General features: G+C 51.5%; 12 protein-coding genes. 10 read left to right on the top strand and 2 right to left on the bottom strand.

The window, feature by feature from the left end:
- Positions 1–31 precede the first annotated feature (31 nt).
- Together Q8Q08_11905 and Q8Q08_11900 are read right to left on the bottom strand one after the other, a co-directional pair.
- Positions 32–418: a four helix bundle protein gene (locus Q8Q08_11905; GenBank protein ID MDP2654718.1), complete on the bottom strand. Its 387-nt coding sequence runs from the start codon at positions 416–418 to the stop codon at positions 32–34.
- A 51-nt stretch (positions 419–469) separates the two neighbouring features.
- Positions 470–1,018: an XRE family transcriptional regulator gene (locus Q8Q08_11900; GenBank protein ID MDP2654717.1), complete on the bottom strand. Its 549-nt coding sequence runs from the start codon at positions 1,016–1,018 to the stop codon at positions 470–472.
- A 212-nt stretch (positions 1,019–1,230) separates the two neighbouring features.
- Here Q8Q08_11900 and Q8Q08_11895 point away from each other — a divergent pair, with 212 nt between their 5' ends.
- The 10 genes from Q8Q08_11895 to Q8Q08_11850 all read left to right on the top strand — a co-directional run bounded on the left by Q8Q08_11895 (position 1,231) and on the right by Q8Q08_11850 (position 16,841).
- The gene (locus Q8Q08_11895; protein ID MDP2654716.1) at positions 1,231–1,509 is read left to right on the top strand and encodes a hypothetical protein; all 279 of its coding nucleotides are present in this window, start codon (positions 1,231–1,233) and stop codon (positions 1,507–1,509) included.
- Between the two features lie 481 nt (positions 1,510–1,990).
- Positions 1,991–3,100 (top strand): hypothetical protein, encoded by a 1,110-nt coding sequence (locus Q8Q08_11890; protein MDP2654715.1) that lies wholly within the window; start codon positions 1,991–1,993, stop codon positions 3,098–3,100.
- 52 nt (positions 3,101–3,152) lie between these two features.
- A complete protein-coding gene (locus Q8Q08_11885) occupies positions 3,153–3,389 on the top strand; it encodes a hypothetical protein (protein ID MDP2654714.1) in 237 nt (78 codons plus the stop codon).
- 643 nt (positions 3,390–4,032) lie between these two features.
- Complete coding sequence (locus Q8Q08_11880) at positions 4,033–11,019, top strand: toxin TcdB middle/N-terminal domain-containing protein (protein ID MDP2654713.1); 6,987 nt, start codon at positions 4,033–4,035, stop codon at positions 11,017–11,019.
- A 1-nt stretch (position 11,020) separates the two neighbouring features.
- Positions 11,021–11,497 (top strand): hypothetical protein, encoded by a 477-nt coding sequence (locus tag Q8Q08_11875; GenBank protein ID MDP2654712.1) that lies wholly within the window; start codon positions 11,021–11,023, stop codon positions 11,495–11,497.
- 145 nt (positions 11,498–11,642) lie between these two features.
- Complete coding sequence (locus Q8Q08_11870; GenBank protein MDP2654711.1) at positions 11,643–12,239, top strand: transposase; 597 nt, start codon at positions 11,643–11,645, stop codon at positions 12,237–12,239.
- Between the two features lie 120 nt (positions 12,240–12,359).
- On the top strand, positions 12,360–13,214 hold the full coding sequence (locus Q8Q08_11865; protein ID MDP2654710.1) for an outer membrane beta-barrel protein: 855 nt from the start codon (positions 12,360–12,362) through the stop codon (positions 13,212–13,214).
- Between the two features lie 106 nt (positions 13,215–13,320).
- A complete protein-coding gene (locus tag Q8Q08_11860) occupies positions 13,321–16,098 on the top strand; it encodes an RHS repeat-associated core domain-containing protein (protein MDP2654709.1) in 2,778 nt (925 codons plus the stop codon).
- Positions 16,099–16,177: 79 nt separating this feature from the next.
- Positions 16,178–16,621, top strand: coding sequence for a hypothetical protein (locus Q8Q08_11855; GenBank protein MDP2654708.1), 444 nt, complete (start codon positions 16,178–16,180; stop codon positions 16,619–16,621).
- 22 nt (positions 16,622–16,643) lie between these two features.
- The gene (locus Q8Q08_11850; protein ID MDP2654707.1) at positions 16,644–16,841 is read left to right on the top strand and encodes a hypothetical protein; all 198 of its coding nucleotides are present in this window, start codon (positions 16,644–16,646) and stop codon (positions 16,839–16,841) included.
- Positions 16,842–16,977 lie beyond the last annotated feature (136 nt).

Below are 16,977 nucleotides of genomic sequence, written 5' to 3'. Positions count from 1 at the left end.
TGAGGATTAATGGATTGAGGGATTAAGGGGCTCATGCGTAGGCGGGGATTCTTTTTAAAGATTTTAGTAAGCCATGAATGATTCTTTGTGTCTCACCATGCAATTGGACGATTTGTCGGAAATCATCCTGTAGAATGTATTTTAAATCATTGGCAAGCAAAAGCTGCGTTTCCAGTTCCGCTAACGACGCATAGGCGATATAAAGGAAGCGGAGGTATTCCTTTGTTTGGTGCCGGGTGTATCCTTCTGCAATATTTGACGGGACCGAGAGGGAGCTGCGTTTGATTTGGCTCGCGAGACATAGTTGTTCCTTGGCCGGGAACGCATTGGCAACCCTAAAAACTTTAACGCACAATTCATATGCTTTTTGCCAAGCGATCAGGTCCTTATAAGTCCGTAATTTTTTATTTTCCGCCATGTCCAACTCCAAGCCCTTTAATCCCTAAATCCTCCATCCTGAAATCCTGCCTTATAGCACCACAGGGGTCATGATTGAAATCAGTTTTGCGGTTTTCGTCCCGGGGTTGCGAAAGAAATGCTTTAATGACGCGTCGAAGTAAAGCGCTTTGTGCGCGGGGAGGGGGTAGGTTTTCTCCCCGACTTGCGCCGTGATCTCTCCCTCCAGGACAAATACAAATCGCTCTGCGCCAAAGGCCCCTTGTTCGGGGTTCGTGGCTCCGTGAGGCTCAATCTTGAGGACTACGGGCATCATCTTTTTGGAGAGCAAATTCGTGGTCAGGATTTCATAGGAGGCCTTGTCATTGTAGGAAAAGGTCTCGCGGTCAGGGGAGGGGGAGATGTTGGCTTCCTTCTCTATAATAGAGACGTCCTGGTAAAGTTGGGTGATGTCGATGCCAAGCGTCTTGGCGATTTTGATGTGGGACTCCAGCGTCCCGGTCATTTTCATGTTTTCAATGCGGCTTAGTGTGGCAATCTGGATGCCGCTTTGTTTGGAAAGTTCCGAGAGCGTAAGCCCACGTTTTTCCCGCAATTCTTTGACTTTCTTTCCGATGAGCATGTGGTAACTCCTAAGTTGTGGTTATGAGAAAAGTATAACGCTGTTTGATTTATTGTCAAATATTTTTTCATAAAAAACAACTTTCATTCGCTGAATATTGTAAGCACATACATCTCAATATATTACAAATATACAATATTTGCTTTAAAATCAAACATTGTATTGACAAAAAATCAAACGCATGTTAGACTTTCTTTGTTTTGAGGTCAGATATGGATAATAATCAATTCAACAATTCATCTTCCAAAAATCCCGCGAAGTTAATCCCATGCTTCAGCCCCGACCACACCGCCGCAATCTATACCGTTCTGTGCATTTTGCTCAAAATGAAGCGTGAACTTGGATTAGAAGCCATGCTGGAGTATCAGAATAAATTCCTGGAAATCATTGAGCAAAGCAACCCGAAATTTAAAGCCGCTGTTGAGCAGGCCTTGTCGTTGATGTCGGTAAAGAAAATGTACCGTGATGCGATGGGAGAGCGCCGTGATTAGATGGTTTGGAATTGTCGCGATCGGTTTGACCGCCGTTATCCCGGCTGAGACGGCCCTTTGGCAGCCGCTAAAGACCGGGATCCTTGACAGGGAAATGCGTTGTTTTTTGATTCAAGGAGGATCCCCAAGGGTATTGGGAACGGAAAGGGGATTGTATTCTCAGGGGGAAGCCGGGGTGCCCAGATTGCTCTTCCAGCCGTCCGGCAGAGAAACAGGGATCAATGCGGTTATTCAATATCCCGAAGGGACAGGTGTTTATTATGCCGCTACGGATAACGGTATCTACCGAAGCCAGGATGGGGAAACCGATTGGAAAAATATTCCCGGTTTGGACCGTTCGTCTTTGGGTCGATCGTTGAGTGTGCAAGTGGCGGGAGGCCGGCTTTTTGCGGGGACGGAGCAGGGAGTGTATCTCTGGGATCCAGACGTGTCGGTTTGGGAAAAACTGTCCGGCCCACTCGGGCATGCAAGGATACCTAAAATGGGAGCCGCCGGGGCTTACCTCTACGCGATAGCCGGTAATGAGGTTTACCGCGTGGACAGCAATGATTTGTCGACCCAAAAGATTTATAACGAAACGGTCATGGAGGAAGACGCTGACCTGTTGATCAATGGGGAAGAGACCGATACGGTTTTTAACTCGTCGGCACTCAAGGATATGGTGGTTCTGGATGGCGGCCGGCAATATATTTTCTTGGCGGCGGATTCGGGTGTGCTTTTTAAGAACGTGGATGAGGAACGCTGGCATGATTTGCCCCGGCTGGGTCTTGTCCCTGAGACCGTCACGTCTTTGGCCGTTGCGGTCATTTCCAGCCACGGTCCCGAAAATGCCCCGTTTGTGGCGGAGGAGCCGTCCTTTCCATGGCGGGGCTTTCGGATATTTGCGGGAACGAACAACGGGGTATATGAGCTGGCAGGGAATCAATGGACGGCTACGGCCTCCGGGATGTCCGGCGGGCATGTTTTGTCGCTGGCTATGGCCGGCGACAAACTTTTCGCCGGCACCGACAGGGGCGTTTTTGCATTGTCCCCCGAGGAGAGCGCCATCCTGGGGAGCATTTCAGACGCCCAGGTGGCGACGGTGAAGGAGCGTTTTGCTAAGGAGCCGACGGTCAGCGAGGTCCAGCTTCTTGCTCTTGAGTACGCGGATGTGAGCCCGCAGAAGATTAAAAGATGGCAGAAGGCGGCCCAGTCCAGTGCCTGGATGCCGACGTTGTCCACCGGATTAAGCCGGGCCGACACAGAGCTTTTTCACTGGGATTCCGGAGGAAATCCGGATTCTCTCCTCAAGGGGCGTGATTATTTGGATTGGAGTCTTTCCTTATCCTGGGATTTCTCGGAAGTCATCTGGAACCCTGCCCAGACGTCAATCGACTCAAGGGCCAAACTGATGTCGGAATTGAGGGAAGATATCCTGGACCAGGTCACACGCATTTATTTTGAGCGGCGCCGGATGCAAATGGAGTTGTTGCTGGATGCGGCGGCAGACGCGCGGAGTCATCTGGAAAGAGAAATGCGCATTGCGGAATTGACCGCCTTGCTTGACGCGCACACGGGCGGCGGCTTCAGCCGTTTATGCGCGATGAATTGACGGCATACCATATCCCCACTAACGAACCTACCCCGCACAACAGGAGGATGCAATGAAGAAGGTTATGTTGATGGCGGCTGTTTTGATTTTTCAGGCGGTCGCGGGGCCGGTGTTTGCGGCGGACGTTTATGTCACAAAGCAAGGCAAGAAATACCATTCTGCCGCGTGTCCGTTTCTGAAAAACAAGGAAACATCGGCCATCCCCGAAGAAAAGGCCGTTGAGCGAAAAATGAAGCCGTGCAGCAAGTGTCTGTCCCCGGACACCCCCAAGAAGCTGCCAAAGAAGTAAGGCGTTGCGTTAGCCGTATGCTTTTCGGGTGCCCTGTGCGATCTGTAGGCGTCTCCCGGTATTGTCGTTAGGGGTAGCGACAGGGAGATGATGCAGGAGAAAAACAGGGGAAAAAGGGGATAGCCAGGGCACCCGAATTTACCCCTTACCCTGTTTCATCCGTCTTCGCCGGAGACCATAGGCTTTGCCTGGGGAGGAAGGCGAAAAATGAGGTCTCCGGTTACGCCGGATTCCGCCGGAAGCCCTGCGAAGACGGATGAACCCGGCGAAGCCAAAGACGAAAGTACTTTGGCAGAGACGGGTCATGCAAAGGTACCACGGGCTATGCCCGTGGGGCTCCATTTAAAACGAAATTTCCCCTGATCCCCGAGTTGTCTTTGGATTGGCAATCCCCTGCTGAGTTCTACCCCCGTCGTCTGTTGTTTTCCTGAATTACCCCGGAATCATTTCCCCTAAGGTCCCCAATAAAAAATCGAACATAGCTATTTTGATTTAGGAGGGGAATATGGAGCGTGCCACTGCGCAATCTTTGCGGGCGTCGGGGGAATTTATCCTTTTTTCAGTTTTATCCTGTTTTATCGCCTTTTCCGGAGTCTTTCCCTGGGTTGCCGACGCGGCAAAACCGCCGTCTTCCAACCAATTCATGGGATTATCTCAAGGTGTGGATGTGGACCCCAACACGGGCGCGGCATCCATCCAAATACCCATCAAAGTCCCGGCCGGCAGGGCCGGTATCCAGCCCAATCTGACGCTGTTTTACAACTCAAGCGCCAGCAACGGGCTTTTGGGTATGGGGTGGGGGTTCGAGCTTGGGGCTGTCCAGCGATCGACTAAAAAAGGAGCGCCCCAATACAACACGACCGATACTTTTGTCCTGGTTCAGAGCGGCAGCAGCCAGGAGCTCGTTGATATCAGCGGTAACGGGACGGAGTTTCGTCCGGAAATTGAAGGGGCTTTCGCTAAGATCCGTTATACCGGGTCGTCCTGGGAAGTGACCGATCGCCGAGGGGTAAAATACATCTTTGGTTCAACCGCAGATACCCGCGTTTACGACCCCGCGAATCAGTCCCGTGTTTTCAAGTGGTGCCTGGAAAGGGTTGAGGACACCAACGGCAATTATATGACCATTGCCTATGTTCGTGATGATAACCAGCTGTATCCCAACTCGATCCGGTACACCGGCAATGCCCTGGCCGGCTTGCCGACTTATGCCCTGGTCCAGTTACTTTATGAATCTCGGACAACTGCGGCCGATGATACTCTCACATATATCGCCGGTTTTCCTATCCAGCAACTGCGCCGTCTTAGCGGCGTTGAAGTTTCGGTCGGTGGGAATCCCGTCCGTTCCTATGAAATGGCGTATGAAGCGCTGGCTTCAGGGAAGTCCATCATGCAATATGTGCAGGAAATCGGCGATGATGGGACTACGACGCTCTTACCGACGGTTTTGTCCTATAGCGATGGCTTGCCTCAATGGTCTTCTCCGGTTAATTTTACGCAAATCCCTCCGAATGTGACGCTGGGCGATTCCAATGTGGTGCGGATGATGGACATGAACGGCGACGGCCTCATGGACATCGTGCGGAGCAGCAGCAACCGGTATGATATTTATTTCAATACGAGCAACGGGACGGGCGTCAGCTTTCAGTCGTCCATCGTGGCGGTTAATTCTCCCAATGTCACTGTGGACAATGTCAACGTGCGGCTTGTGGATATCAACGGCGATGGTCTTCTTGACGTTCTTTACGGGCCCGGAAATCCGTATAAATACTGGATCAATAACGGCGTAAACGGATTTAATCCGCCGGTCTTGGCGGGGAATTGTCCCACCAGCTCCCTGTCCCAGAATCAGGTGCATATCGTGGACATGAACGGTGATGGCTTCGGGGACATCCTTGCGACGTCTGCCGGTTCTTACAAGATTTATTTTAATAACGGAAATAACAACTTCAATGCGCCCATCACGGCCCAGAATTCCCCTCCCGCATCGGCCGGTTCCACTGAAATCCAATTCGGGGAATTTAACGGAGACGGGATTTTGGACATCATTTACGGGCAGTCCAACAATTACCGCCTTTGGATCAACAACGGTCAGAATGGGTTTAAAGCGCCGGTCGCGGCTACGAATTATCCTCCGTCGCTGTCCATCTCCAACCCCTTAGTCCAGTTGGCCGACATGAACGGGGATGGGTTGACGGACATCCTGCGGACGTTTTCCGGACAGAACAAGCAATATTACATCTATTACAACAATGGAAAGACGAATTTTAATAATTTTATTGTTGCCAATAACCCGCCGAATTTGGGCACGGACAATCAGCACGTCAAAGTCCTGGATGTGAACGCCGACCGGTTCCCGGACGTGATGGTGGGCGACCGCTCACAGGGGGCACCGTATAAAGTCTGGTTGAATGACGGGAGCCGGGGGTTCCTGGCGCCGATCACGCTGGCGGCGTATCCCACCCAAAGCCTGAATGACGCCAACACGATGTTAGGGGATATCGATGGTGACGGGTTGACGGATATCATTCAGGGGAATCAGAATAATTTCAAGACTTGGCGTCAACAGGGCCTTGAGCAGGGAGGCCGCGTTGGGTCTTTGTTGGACGTTGACAATACCTTTGGGGGGCACTTGGAGATCGAATACCAGGATGTCCCGGTCAAGGGATTGGGCGGCAGTTCTTACAAAGTGGTCAACAGCCCGACCGTGTTCAGCGTTGTGAAGGAAATCCGCAGGACAACGGGGTTTGGCCAGACCTATGTTTCCCGGTATGACCTGAAAGACGCCCTCTGGGACCATGGAGATCGCGAGTACCGGGGGTTCAAGAACGTCAAAATGATCGACCCGGACGGCAATTATACGTTCACCGAATTCGCCCAGGGCGACGTCTATAAGGGGCGGGCCCTTAAACAGGAAACGTATGATTCCTTGAATCGCCTCTTTGCCAAGACGGTGAATTCCTGGCAGTCCCAGCAGGTTTATTCCAATGTGAATTTTATTTTCCTCCGTCAGGCGGACCAGTATGTTTATGACGGCAACGCCACGGGCCGGAGGACGCAGGCACAGTATTTTTACGATGAAACGCCCCAATACGGAAACCTGACAAAAACCATCCAGCTCGGTGAGGTCGATCTGGCCGCGGGGACGGACACCGGCAGCGACAAGCGGACGGTTGAAATCGCTTACCTTAATAATACACAAAGCGGCAAATGGTTGTTGGGACTGCCTAAACAAAAGGAGATCAAAGACAACAGCGGCGCCGTTGTCCGGCGTTCCTGGTTTTACTATGACGGGAGCACGGACTTGAACGCCCTGCCGTCCCAGGGATTCCTGACCAAACAGTCGGATTGGGCTGGCGATGCCCCGGGGACAGTTCACCCGGCAACAAGTTACACGTATGACAACATCGGGAATTTGGTTTCAACGCAGGACCCGGAAGGGAATACAACAACTATCACGTTTGACACGACCTATCGGTTGTTCCCGCTGACAACGGCTAACGCCGCCACGCACACCGTCACGAACGAGTATTACGGCGTCAACGGCGTTGCCTTGCAGGATGCCGAAGGTTTCCATGGGCTCTGGGGCCATCTCAAGTCTACCACAGACCCCAACGGGCAAAAGGGACGGAAGATTTACGACCCCAACGGCCGTTTAAGCGCGGTTGTTTCGCCGTTGGACAGCGTCGATTATCCCACCGTGTCGATGCAATATATCGACGCCAGCTATTGGTTCAAGGTCATCACGAAACAGCGGATCAATCATGGTGCGGCCGGGAGCCTGGATACGGCCGAATTCTACGACGGCCTCGGGCGGCTGCTTCAGACAAAAACACCTTCGGAAACCGCCGGACAGAATATCGTCAGCGGGCAAACAGAATACGACCTGCGCGGGCTTCCGGTGAAACAATACTTGCCCGCTTTTACCAGCCAGCCGCTTACGGAAATCGATCCGATCAACCCGTCAGCTCCATTCACGATGATCCAATACGACGCCATGGGCCGCGCGGTGCGGACCATCCGGCCTGACGGACCGTTTGCGGACGCCGCGTATGAGGACTGGACGGCAACATCCGTTGACGAGAATGGCCACATGCAGAAATCTTATTTCGACGCCTACGGCCGGCTGATCAAGAAGGAGGAATATCTCGGGGCGGACGGCCGCGACTCCCATTATCCGCAGTCGCCCTACACGCTTTATGCCACGACGTTGTATACCTACGACTCGGAAGGCAATCTGACCCAAACCCAGGACGCGCACGGGAACATCACGACCATTGCGTATGACAAGCTGGGCCGCAAGACCGGCATGAATGATCCGGACATGGGCGATTGGCAATACGAGTATGACATCAACGGGAATCTGTTGGCCCAGACCGACGCGAAACAGCAGCAGTTGGATTTTGTCTATGACAATCTGAACCGGCTGACCGACAAAACCGGCCCGTTTGCTCTGAATGTCAGTTATCTCTATGACACCATCGAATCCGGGTTCGGCAAAGGGCGGCTTGGCCAGGTGCAGTACGGCGCGGGGACCGACCAGACCGGTTTTGAGTATGATGCTTTGGGGCGCGAAGTTGCGTCCGTGAAAACGATTGGTTCCCAGAGCTATCAGGTCAATCGAAGTTATGACGCGCTGAACCGGCTTGTATCGCTGGAATACCCGGATACGACACAGCTGGTTTACATCTATAACGGCGCGGGGCAGATCGAGCAGGTGAAGATCGGGGAGATCCCGGAACCTCCGCCCGGGGGCGGTGGCGGCGATCCGGTGCTCCTGGAGTCTCCGTTCACCCAGTTGCGGTTGAACGAGAATTCCTCTTCAACGGTCATCGCCGACGCAGGGACCGGCCACAACGACGGTCAGGCCTCGGTGGCGACCTCCTCATTGAGCAGCGCAGGGAAAATAAATGCCGCTTACCGGTTCAACGGCACCAGCCAGTACGGCAATGTTGACGCGATCATGAACGACTTGCGGACCGATACGGTCGGCACGTTCACCATGTGGGTCAAACCGGAGTTGGGAGGGACATTCCTTAATTTCAACGGGTCCGCCGGCTATTTCACCATGGAGTGGTTCAAGAATAATCAGTCCGCGAGCTTCGCCATCTCCGGCGCAGGAACGCCGATTTCCTGCACGACCGCCGGAGGGAGCGTTCCGGGCAATGTGTTCTCGCATATCGCGTTTGTCCAGGATGGGACGGGGGTGAGGATCTACGTCAACGGGGTCCAGCAGACCCTGACGTACTGGTTCAACAGCAATCCGGCCGCCTGGTTCAGTTTCCTTTCCGCCAACGGTCTGCAGACCGGCCGCATGGGCGCGGCCAGGAACCATGCCGATCCGTCTGCGTATATGGATTACTTGCAGGGCACCATTGATGATGTGCGGTATTACAAACGTGCGCTGACCCTGCAGGAGATCCTCGCGATCTACAATAACGACACCGGGACAGAAGAAGAGAATCCGCCCATCCCGGAAGGGGCCTTCTTACGGCAGGATGAGAGGGACGGCCCCGGGGCGACCGAGTTGGCCAGCGGGGAGGTCCCGCACCAGGGTTGGAAAGCGTTCAAAAGCCGGTTGCAGGAAACTGTGGCCGGCTTTTTGGATATTGTGCTGGGTGTTGATCCCGCCCATGCCCAGGTCACGGAACAGATTTTCATCAATGATGTAGATTACAACGCCGCAGGACAGATCACCCGGGTTGAATACGGTAACGGGGTCGTCACGGATTACACCTACGACCCCGAGAATTTGCGACTTACGCGCCTTAAGACCACCGACCCGCAAAGTGCAATCATCCAGGACCTCCAATATACCTACGATGGCGTCGGAAATATTATGGAAATCACTGACGCCGTCCACACTGCCAGTCAGACATTTGCGTATGATGCCCTGAACCGCCTGACGGCGGCTACCGGGGACGGCTATGGGAGCAAGAATTATCAATATGACGAAATCGGCAACATCATCCAGAAAGATGGGTTGACCTACACGTATGGCCAGAACGGCGCCGGCCCGCACGCCGTCACCTCGTTAAGCGACGGGTCGGTTTTTCAGTATGACGCGAACGGCAATATGACAGTCCGCCAGCAAGGCGGAGTGATGACGGAATATCTTTACGATGCGGAGAACCGGTTGGCGGAAGTACGGCGGGACAGCGAACTGGTGGCGAAATTTGAATACGACGGCGATGGGGGCAGGACCAAAAAGATTTTATACGATAACGGCGCGTTGACGAAAGAATTTGTGTTTGTGGGCGGGTTGTATGAAGAGACGGACGGCGCGGGGACGAACTACATTTATCTGGGCGATCAGAGAGTGGCGGCGGTAAAGGGCGGCGAGGAATCTTTCTATCACGGAGACCACTTGGGCGGCACGAATGTGGTGACAGACTGGGGCGGGGTGATCAAAGAGGTCGTGGAGTATTCTCCGTATGGCGAATTTTCAAGGCACGACGACTATTCCGCCGGCCAAAGTGTCGAACACTACTTTACCGGCCAACGGCTTGATGATGAGGTCGGATTGTATTATTATGGTGCCAGGTATTACGATGCGGGGTTGGGGAGGTTTATCACAGCTGATTCAATTGTCCCCGGATACGACAATCCGCAAGCTTTTAATCGTTATTCTTATGCATTAAACAATCCAATAAACCGGGTTGACCCTTCCGGGCATTGGTCGTTTAAAAAGTTCTGGAAGGCAGCAGTTGGGGCGTTTATTGGTGCTGTCGCAGGAATTATTGCAGGGCCAGCTGGTTTAGCTCTGGTTGGTGCAACCATGGCTGGCGTAATTGGCGGTGCAGTAGGAGGGGCTGTAACAGGTGGACTTGAGGCGGGGTGGAGAGGTGCGCTATTTGGTGCATTGGGGGGAGGTGCCCTGGGGGGTATAGGAGCGTGGGGAATAAGCGAGTTTGGTTGGCAGTTTGGTGCCGGGATGTTAATTGCCGGTGCGGGAGCTGCAGGAGCGACAGACAGATGGGACAGTTTTATAGGTGGGCTCACAGGGGGAATTGCAGGGGGGTTGGTTGCCAATGCTTGGATTCAATCCTCACAGGCAACTGGTACGAATGGAGGCGAGGCTGGGGCAACCGCTGAGAAATTGTCCGCTGGCATTAGCTCTGGTGAGATCGGTGAAGCCGAGCTCATGGCCATGTATAACGATGTTCGTACGAATGTTTTCCAAAAAGTCGCCATTGCTGAAGTCGTCGTTGAAGCCGCTAATTCAGCAGTAGACTTTGTGCCATACGAACCAGGGCTTGTTGATGTAACATTCAGTGATATTTTTACAGTTGTTTCGTTGGGAAGAGCAGGCCCCCTATCGAAGGGATTGTCGGCTACAAAAGGTTTTACTGGTGGCCTGGCTGCGAAATTGACCAGTCAATTAGGTTTTGCAAGAATTAGCAAAGGCATAACGACAAACCAAATTAATCAGTTAATTCAAACAGGAAAAGCCCCGTCTTCAATTTTGAGGGTAGATTTAGGAAAGATATTGGGAGAGCAGGCACATGTTCATTTTAAAAAAGGAGCGGCTTTAAATATTGATGGTTCTTGGAAACATGGGTTTAAGGTTTTAAACAATGCGGAAAAAGACTTTCTTAAGAAGGTGGGTTGGAAAATCCATGGAGAGTAAGATGATCAGAATAAAGAAAGCGAAACTGCGGAAATGGATTCTCGACACCAAGGTATCTAATGATTATAGTCACTTTCACGATATCCATATTGACCAGCTGGTGATTGGAAAATGTTATCGGTCGCAATGGATCTGGATATCATCAGAGTTGTTGGATGAAGTCAAAAAAATGATAGCCAGAGGTGACGTGGGAGTTGAAAAAGACGTTGTCTTGGCTATGCCATTGCAAGAAACGCAGAAATTGAAACGGTTTACGGTGGTGCGATCGGAGGATTTTCCCGGGGAGTTGAATGAGTATACGCCGCCTTCTTTATATTTATTTTCTAAAAAAAAGATTTGGAAATCGACTGAAAAAATAAAATTCACCGGAGATTTGTTTAGTGGGCTGGAATGTTTTTATACGCAATATCAAGATCAGAGATTTCTCGGTGTAGTATCTAGGACGATTTGGTTTAAGTTCCCCACTCCCATGCCCTAAGGACCGGGGTAGATTCAAGTTTCTAGTGCAACAGATTGTGAAAGACCTCATTAGGCGGAGATAGGTACCAGGTACATAAAAGGGAGCAAGGAGGAGCAAGGTGCCAGGTACATAAAAAGGGGACAGGAAAATAAACTTCACAGAAATGGGTAGAATAGCCAGGGGAAAATTGCTGTATGAGGGGTGCTTTGCTCATGTGTTCAGTCGTTCGATTGAAAGGCGATGGATTTTTAAAGATTCCGATGATTTCGAATTTTTCAGGTCATTAATAATTGACACCAAGAAAACAGGTGTCTTCTTAGTCCATCATTATTGTTTCATGAGCAGCCATTTTCATTTGGCGGTTAGGATTCGTAGCTTACCCGAATTCTCTGGCTGTTTTCAAGAAATTAAGCGAGAATATACGTTTTGGTTTAATAGGAAATATAAAAGGCGTGGTCCGCTATGGCGAGAAAGATTTAAAAGCTTGCTCATTGAAAATGAAGGTTATCTTCATGCCTGCGGGAAGTATATTGAGTTTAATCCGGTAAAAGCCGGCATGATAAAAAGTCCTGAGCAATGGGCGTATAGCTCTGCAGGATTTTATTTCAAGAAGATATCTGATCCCTTGGTTGATGGGTATGAATTTCCTGAAATGCCAAAAGGAATTGATCCCCAGGAAGAGGTGTTTTTTACCAGAGGAGTAGGCATTGGCTCTGGATTGTTCAAGCTGTATTTGAGGGATGCGCTGCAGGCAGTGTAACCAGCCTGTCCCCTAAAAATGTACCTGGCACCTTACTTTTGGCACCTTACTTTTCCTTACTTTCAAATTTAACGGTCTTTGTTTTGAGCATACCCCCAACCGAAAGGAACAGAAATGGAAATGAGTAATTTGAAGTTTGCTGGAAAATGGAAGGCCTTGGCTTTGGCGACGGCGGTGTTGTCCATCTGCGTTCTGCCTGCCGGCGCGGCCATCAATCTGAATGAAACGCAAGGAGGAACTGTTACGGAATGGGAAATCGGCCCGGAAATCTCGTATATCAAATATGAAGAACCTGACGTCATGGAGGAAAAGGGCGTGATGGGCGGTGTTTTTGGGACTTATACCGTCCGATTGCCGCAAAAGGTGGTGCTGGGCGTGGACGGCCGGTTCAGCTACGGCCAGGTGGATTATGACTCGGTGTCCACCGGCTCCATTGATAACATCAGTGATTTCATTTTAGAAGGACGGGGGTATGTCGGATACGATATCGCCGCCTCTGCGAACACGCGCCTCACGCCGTATATCGGCCTGGGCTATCGCTTCCTGCGGGACCAGTTGGGCGGTGAGGTCTCCACCACCGGCGCTCTGGGATATGATCGGGAATCAAATTATTTTTATTTACCTGTGGGCGTGAAGACCCTGACGGCGCTGGATAATGGCTGGTTTCTGGGCTTTACCGTGGAATACGACGCTTTTCTGGATGGCAAGCAGAAAAGCGAGCTCGGAGACGCGATCGCTGGCATCGACACCGTTGAGAACAATCAGGATGAAGGATACGGGATGCGCGGCTCGGTGCAGATCGTCAAGACCATGGAGCAATATGATATTTTTGTGGAGCCGTTTGTCCGTTATTGGAATATCAAACAATCTGATCTGCAGGCCGTGACTTTCAACGGAACGCCGATCGGAGTTGTCGGGTATGAACCCAAGAACAACTCAACCGAATATGGCGTTAAATTAGGAATGCATTTTTAAACCGCTTTAATCCGGCCCGGCTGCCCTGCCCCACGGCAGCCGGGCCCTTCGTAACCCTTCCCCTTAGCCGTTCCCCGCTATCGATACCCCAGAAAGGTTGGCAATCATGCGCAAGGGGTTTCTCTGTCTGGGGGTGTTGGGTTTTTTTGTTGTTTCCGCAGTGCAGGCCAAGCCGCAGGTTCCCCGGCCGAATATTTCAATCGGATCTCCGCACTTTATCGTCCATGACCCCGATCGCCGCTTGTCTGTAAGTGAGGGGTGTGTCCGGTTCAGCGGCCTGGATGTCCGCAAAAGTGATACTTACGCTTATGTCCCGTACTTTGCTCCGGCCGCCTTCACGCATACGTTTGACGCGGTGATCTCGCAATCCGGCAAAGACGCCGGCGAATTGCTGGTGTGGGGCCTTTCGGACACTCCGGACAAGAATGTTGCGCTCTGGAATAATGGAATTTATCTGGGATTTTACAACAATAACGGTGATCTGCAGGTTGAGCTCGACCAGTATCGGAACGGTCAATGGTCGAAATTGGCCCAGTCCACTGTGGTGGAAATCGGCAAAAGGTATTATTTCACGGTTGCTCGTAAAGGGGCAATCGTCACGGTGCATGTCCATTTGGATTCCCAGCGAAAAAGGCTGTTGAAGACGTTTGAGGGAAGGACGGAAATAAACGAACCGACGCGATACTTATACGGTATTAGCTCCTGGGTCAACGGGCAGAGCCACAAGATCATGAGCGGAGAGGTTTGCGGATGGGGGACGGGAGAGGGTGTGGCCGAAGTGGGCGCTGTCCCGGCCGAGCGTGGCAGGGGAACTGGATGGCAGGCTATCCCTGCGGTTTTAGGGGGGGCGGTCATTCACGCCATGGATTTTCTGCTGGGCGCCGAACCCGCGCATGCCCAGGTTGTCGAAGAAATTTTCATCAGTGATGTGGATTACAACGCCGCAGGACAGATCGCCCGGGTTGCATACGGCAACGGGGTGGTCACGGATTACTCGTACGACCCTGAAAACCTGCGGCTCACACGCCTCAAAAGCACCGACCCGCAAAGCACGATCATCCAGGATTTTCAATACACCTACGATGGCGTTGGAAATATCGTAGAAATCCAAGACGCCGTTCACACCGCCGGCCAGACATTTGCGTATGATGCCCTGAACCGCCTGACGACAGCCACGGGGGATGGTTATGGGAGCAAGAATTATCAATATGACGAGATCGGCAACATTATTCAGAAAGACGGGCTGACATATACATACGGACAGAACGGCGCCGGGCCGCATGCTGTCACATCGTTGAGTGATGGCGCGGTTTTTCAGTATGACGCTAACGGTAACATGACGGTAAGGCAGCAAGGCGGAGTGATGACGGAATACCTTTACGATGCGGAGAACCGGCTGGTCGAAGTGCGGCGGGACAGCGAATTAGCGGCGAAATTCGAATACGACGGCGACGGAGGCAGGACCAAAAAGATTTTATACGATAACGGTGCGATGACGAAAGAATTTGTGTTTGTGGGCGCGTTGTATGAAGAGACAGACGGTGCGGGGACGAATTTTATCTATTTGGGCGATCAGCGTGTGGCGGCGGCAGGGAACAGCGAGGCGTCTTTCTATCATGGGGACCATTTGGGCGGCACGAATGTGGTGACAGACTGGGGCGGGGTGATCAAGGAGGTGGTGGAATACGAGCCGTACGGCCAATTTACAAGGCACGATGACTATTCCGCCGGCCAAAGTGTCGAACACTACTTTACCGGCCAACGTCTTGATGACGAGGTCGGATTGTATTATTATGGTGCCAGGTATTACGATGCGGGATTGGGGAGGTTTATCACGGCGGATACAGTTGTCCCCAACCCAAATAACCCTCAAGAGTTTAACAGGTATAGTTATGTTTTAAACAATCCTGTTAACCGGGTTGACCCATCTGGGCATTTTTCGCTAAAGAAATTCTTTAAACAGCTGGCAGGGGCCGTTATCGGTACTGTTGTTGGGATTGCAACTGGCCAGCCATGGTTGGGATTCTCCGCTTACAATGCTTTCACCGCTGGCCTTGAAGGCGGAAATATCGGCGCGGCCATTGGCGGTGCCGTGGTTGGATATTTCGGCGGGGGTGTTTTAGGGGAAACGTTTGGCAATTTTTGGGGTGTCCTTGGAGGAGGAGCGTTGGGAGGTGCCGCCGGAGCTGGTATGGGCGGGGGCAACGTCGGGTTGGCAGCTCTGTCGGGGTTGGGAAGCAGTTGGTCAGGGTACACGGTGGGTGCCATGACCGGGTTGGCCGGCTTAGGAACGATCATCGGGGGCGGCGTTGGTTCCGAAATCTCCGGTGGCGATTTTGGCGAAGGTGCGTTGGGAGGATTGACATACAATATTGGGTTTACATTAGGGAGTACAGTAGCGTCTTGGCAATATTCACCGAAAGACACTGCGCTAATACCCGAAGATTCGCAAGTATTTTTCGCCGGTCCGCGGATAGGGAAGGAGAGCAGTGGGTGGCTCGGTAAATTATATAGTATTGGGATGGCGATTTTTGATCCAGGCCCGTTCAATCATACAGGGATTGGGGCGGGAAATGGAGAAGTGGTTGATAGTCACCCGGATGTTGGGGATTTGAGTGGGCCGGGAGTTCGAAGTGTCCGAACTTTTGGAGGTTATTCTGACCGGGATCGCATTTTTACAATTCAACGTAAAGCAGGTTTGGCAAATGCAGCTCGAAGTCTGGCCGCTGACCTGCATAGCAATGGTGTGCGTTTTGGGGGTATGCCGTTGACGGGTAGTGATGGCATATATTGTTCAAAATTTGCCGCTCAAGCGAGAACAAAAGCCGGGGAAGTCGGTGTTTACGGTACGGGGCCGAATAGCCAGTATTGGTTTTCAAAGTAGAACTATGAGAGTACTTCAAATAGGCGCTTTTGTCTTGCTGCTCAATTTCTTCTTGCCCTACGTTTATGGGGAGGATGTCATGATGAAAGATAAAAATAATAAGTTTGTTGAAAAGGAGACCCAGCGATTGCAGGAGCAATCCGATAAATTGCGAGTAAAGTATAAAGATGAAATAATTGGAGAAGAAGAAGCAATCAAGATTGCTTTGGAATACCGGCAGAATAAGGAATATGTGTTTGTTTATGATGAGAAACAAAAGGTCTCTATTGAACAATTGAAAATGGAAAATTATGAATATGGCTATGCGATTGATTGGGGCCATCCGCGGGCGAGAGTGGAGTTCCGGTCGCTGAAGAAAAATGGAGCCCTCTCGAACGGATTTGGGAAAAAAGTTTTAATTTGGCATGTTTGGTTTGTGCCTTTACATGGCGTTGATTTTGACAAGGGCGTTAGAGTCGTAGGTGTCGATATCGATGCCAAGACGGGGGAGGTTTTTACTAAATACAGCATGGATAAACTTTGACGCCAATCCGGGCGGAGTTCTTATGAAAGCCCAATATGCCATCATTGTCGTCTTGCTGGCTTTCCTTGGGTGTGCGACAACACAAAAAACGGTCCAGAATGTTTTTCGATTGGATTCGAGCGGTTTAAATGCCAGTTGCGTGAGGATTGCGTGCTCGCGCAATCTTGGACAAGAGGGGGTGGAGGGGCATTTGATTAAAGTAGATGATGCAGATTTGTAATGCCACTATTTAAGCAAGGGCAAAATTTGTTAGAACGGGCTCCTTGGGTTGAGCGTTAAACGATTCAAAATACTGTTTAGGCGTCATGTTGTTCAAGGACTGATGCGGATAGTCGGTGTTGTAGGCGACGATCCAG

Source organism: Candidatus Omnitrophota bacterium (genome assembly GCA_030688425.1).
Lineage (GTDB): Bacteria > Omnitrophota > Gorgyraeia > Zapsychrales > JANLHA01 > JAUYIB01.
The sequence above is the reverse complement of the archived record's forward strand: the minus strand, read 5'-3'. Positions and strand labels throughout refer to the sequence as shown.

Bases quoted from the DNA above. Each gene is read 5' to 3' on its own strand.
- Q8Q08_11865 (MDP2654710.1), top strand. From the start codon at position 12,360: ATGAGTAATTTGAAGTTTGCTGGAAAATGGAAGGCCTTGGCTTTGGCG.
- Q8Q08_11870 (MDP2654711.1), top strand. From the start codon at position 11,643: ATGGGTAGAATAGCCAGGGGAAAATTGCTGTATGAGGGGTGCTTTGCT.
- Q8Q08_11890 (MDP2654715.1), top strand. From the start codon at position 1,991: ATGGGAGCCGCCGGGGCTTACCTCTACGCGATAGCCGGTAATGAGGTT.
- Q8Q08_11885 (MDP2654714.1), top strand. From the start codon at position 3,153: ATGAAGAAGGTTATGTTGATGGCGGCTGTTTTGATTTTTCAGGCGGTC.
- Q8Q08_11895 (MDP2654716.1), top strand. From the start codon at position 1,231: ATGGATAATAATCAATTCAACAATTCATCTTCCAAAAATCCCGCGAAG.
- Q8Q08_11855 (MDP2654708.1), top strand. From the start codon at position 16,178: ATGATGAAAGATAAAAATAATAAGTTTGTTGAAAAGGAGACCCAGCGA.
- Q8Q08_11850 (MDP2654707.1), top strand. From the start codon at position 16,644: ATGAAAGCCCAATATGCCATCATTGTCGTCTTGCTGGCTTTCCTTGGG.
- Q8Q08_11860 (MDP2654709.1), top strand. From the start codon at position 13,321: ATGCGCAAGGGGTTTCTCTGTCTGGGGGTGTTGGGTTTTTTTGTTGTT.
- Q8Q08_11875 (MDP2654712.1), top strand. From the start codon at position 11,021: ATGATCAGAATAAAGAAAGCGAAACTGCGGAAATGGATTCTCGACACC.
- Q8Q08_11905 (MDP2654718.1), bottom strand. From the start codon at position 418: ATGGCGGAAAATAAAAAATTACGGACTTATAAGGACCTGATCGCTTGG.
- Q8Q08_11900 (MDP2654717.1), bottom strand. From the start codon at position 1,018: ATGCTCATCGGAAAGAAAGTCAAAGAATTGCGGGAAAAACGTGGGCTT.
- Q8Q08_11880 (MDP2654713.1), top strand. From the start codon at position 4,033: ATGGGATTATCTCAAGGTGTGGATGTGGACCCCAACACGGGCGCGGCA.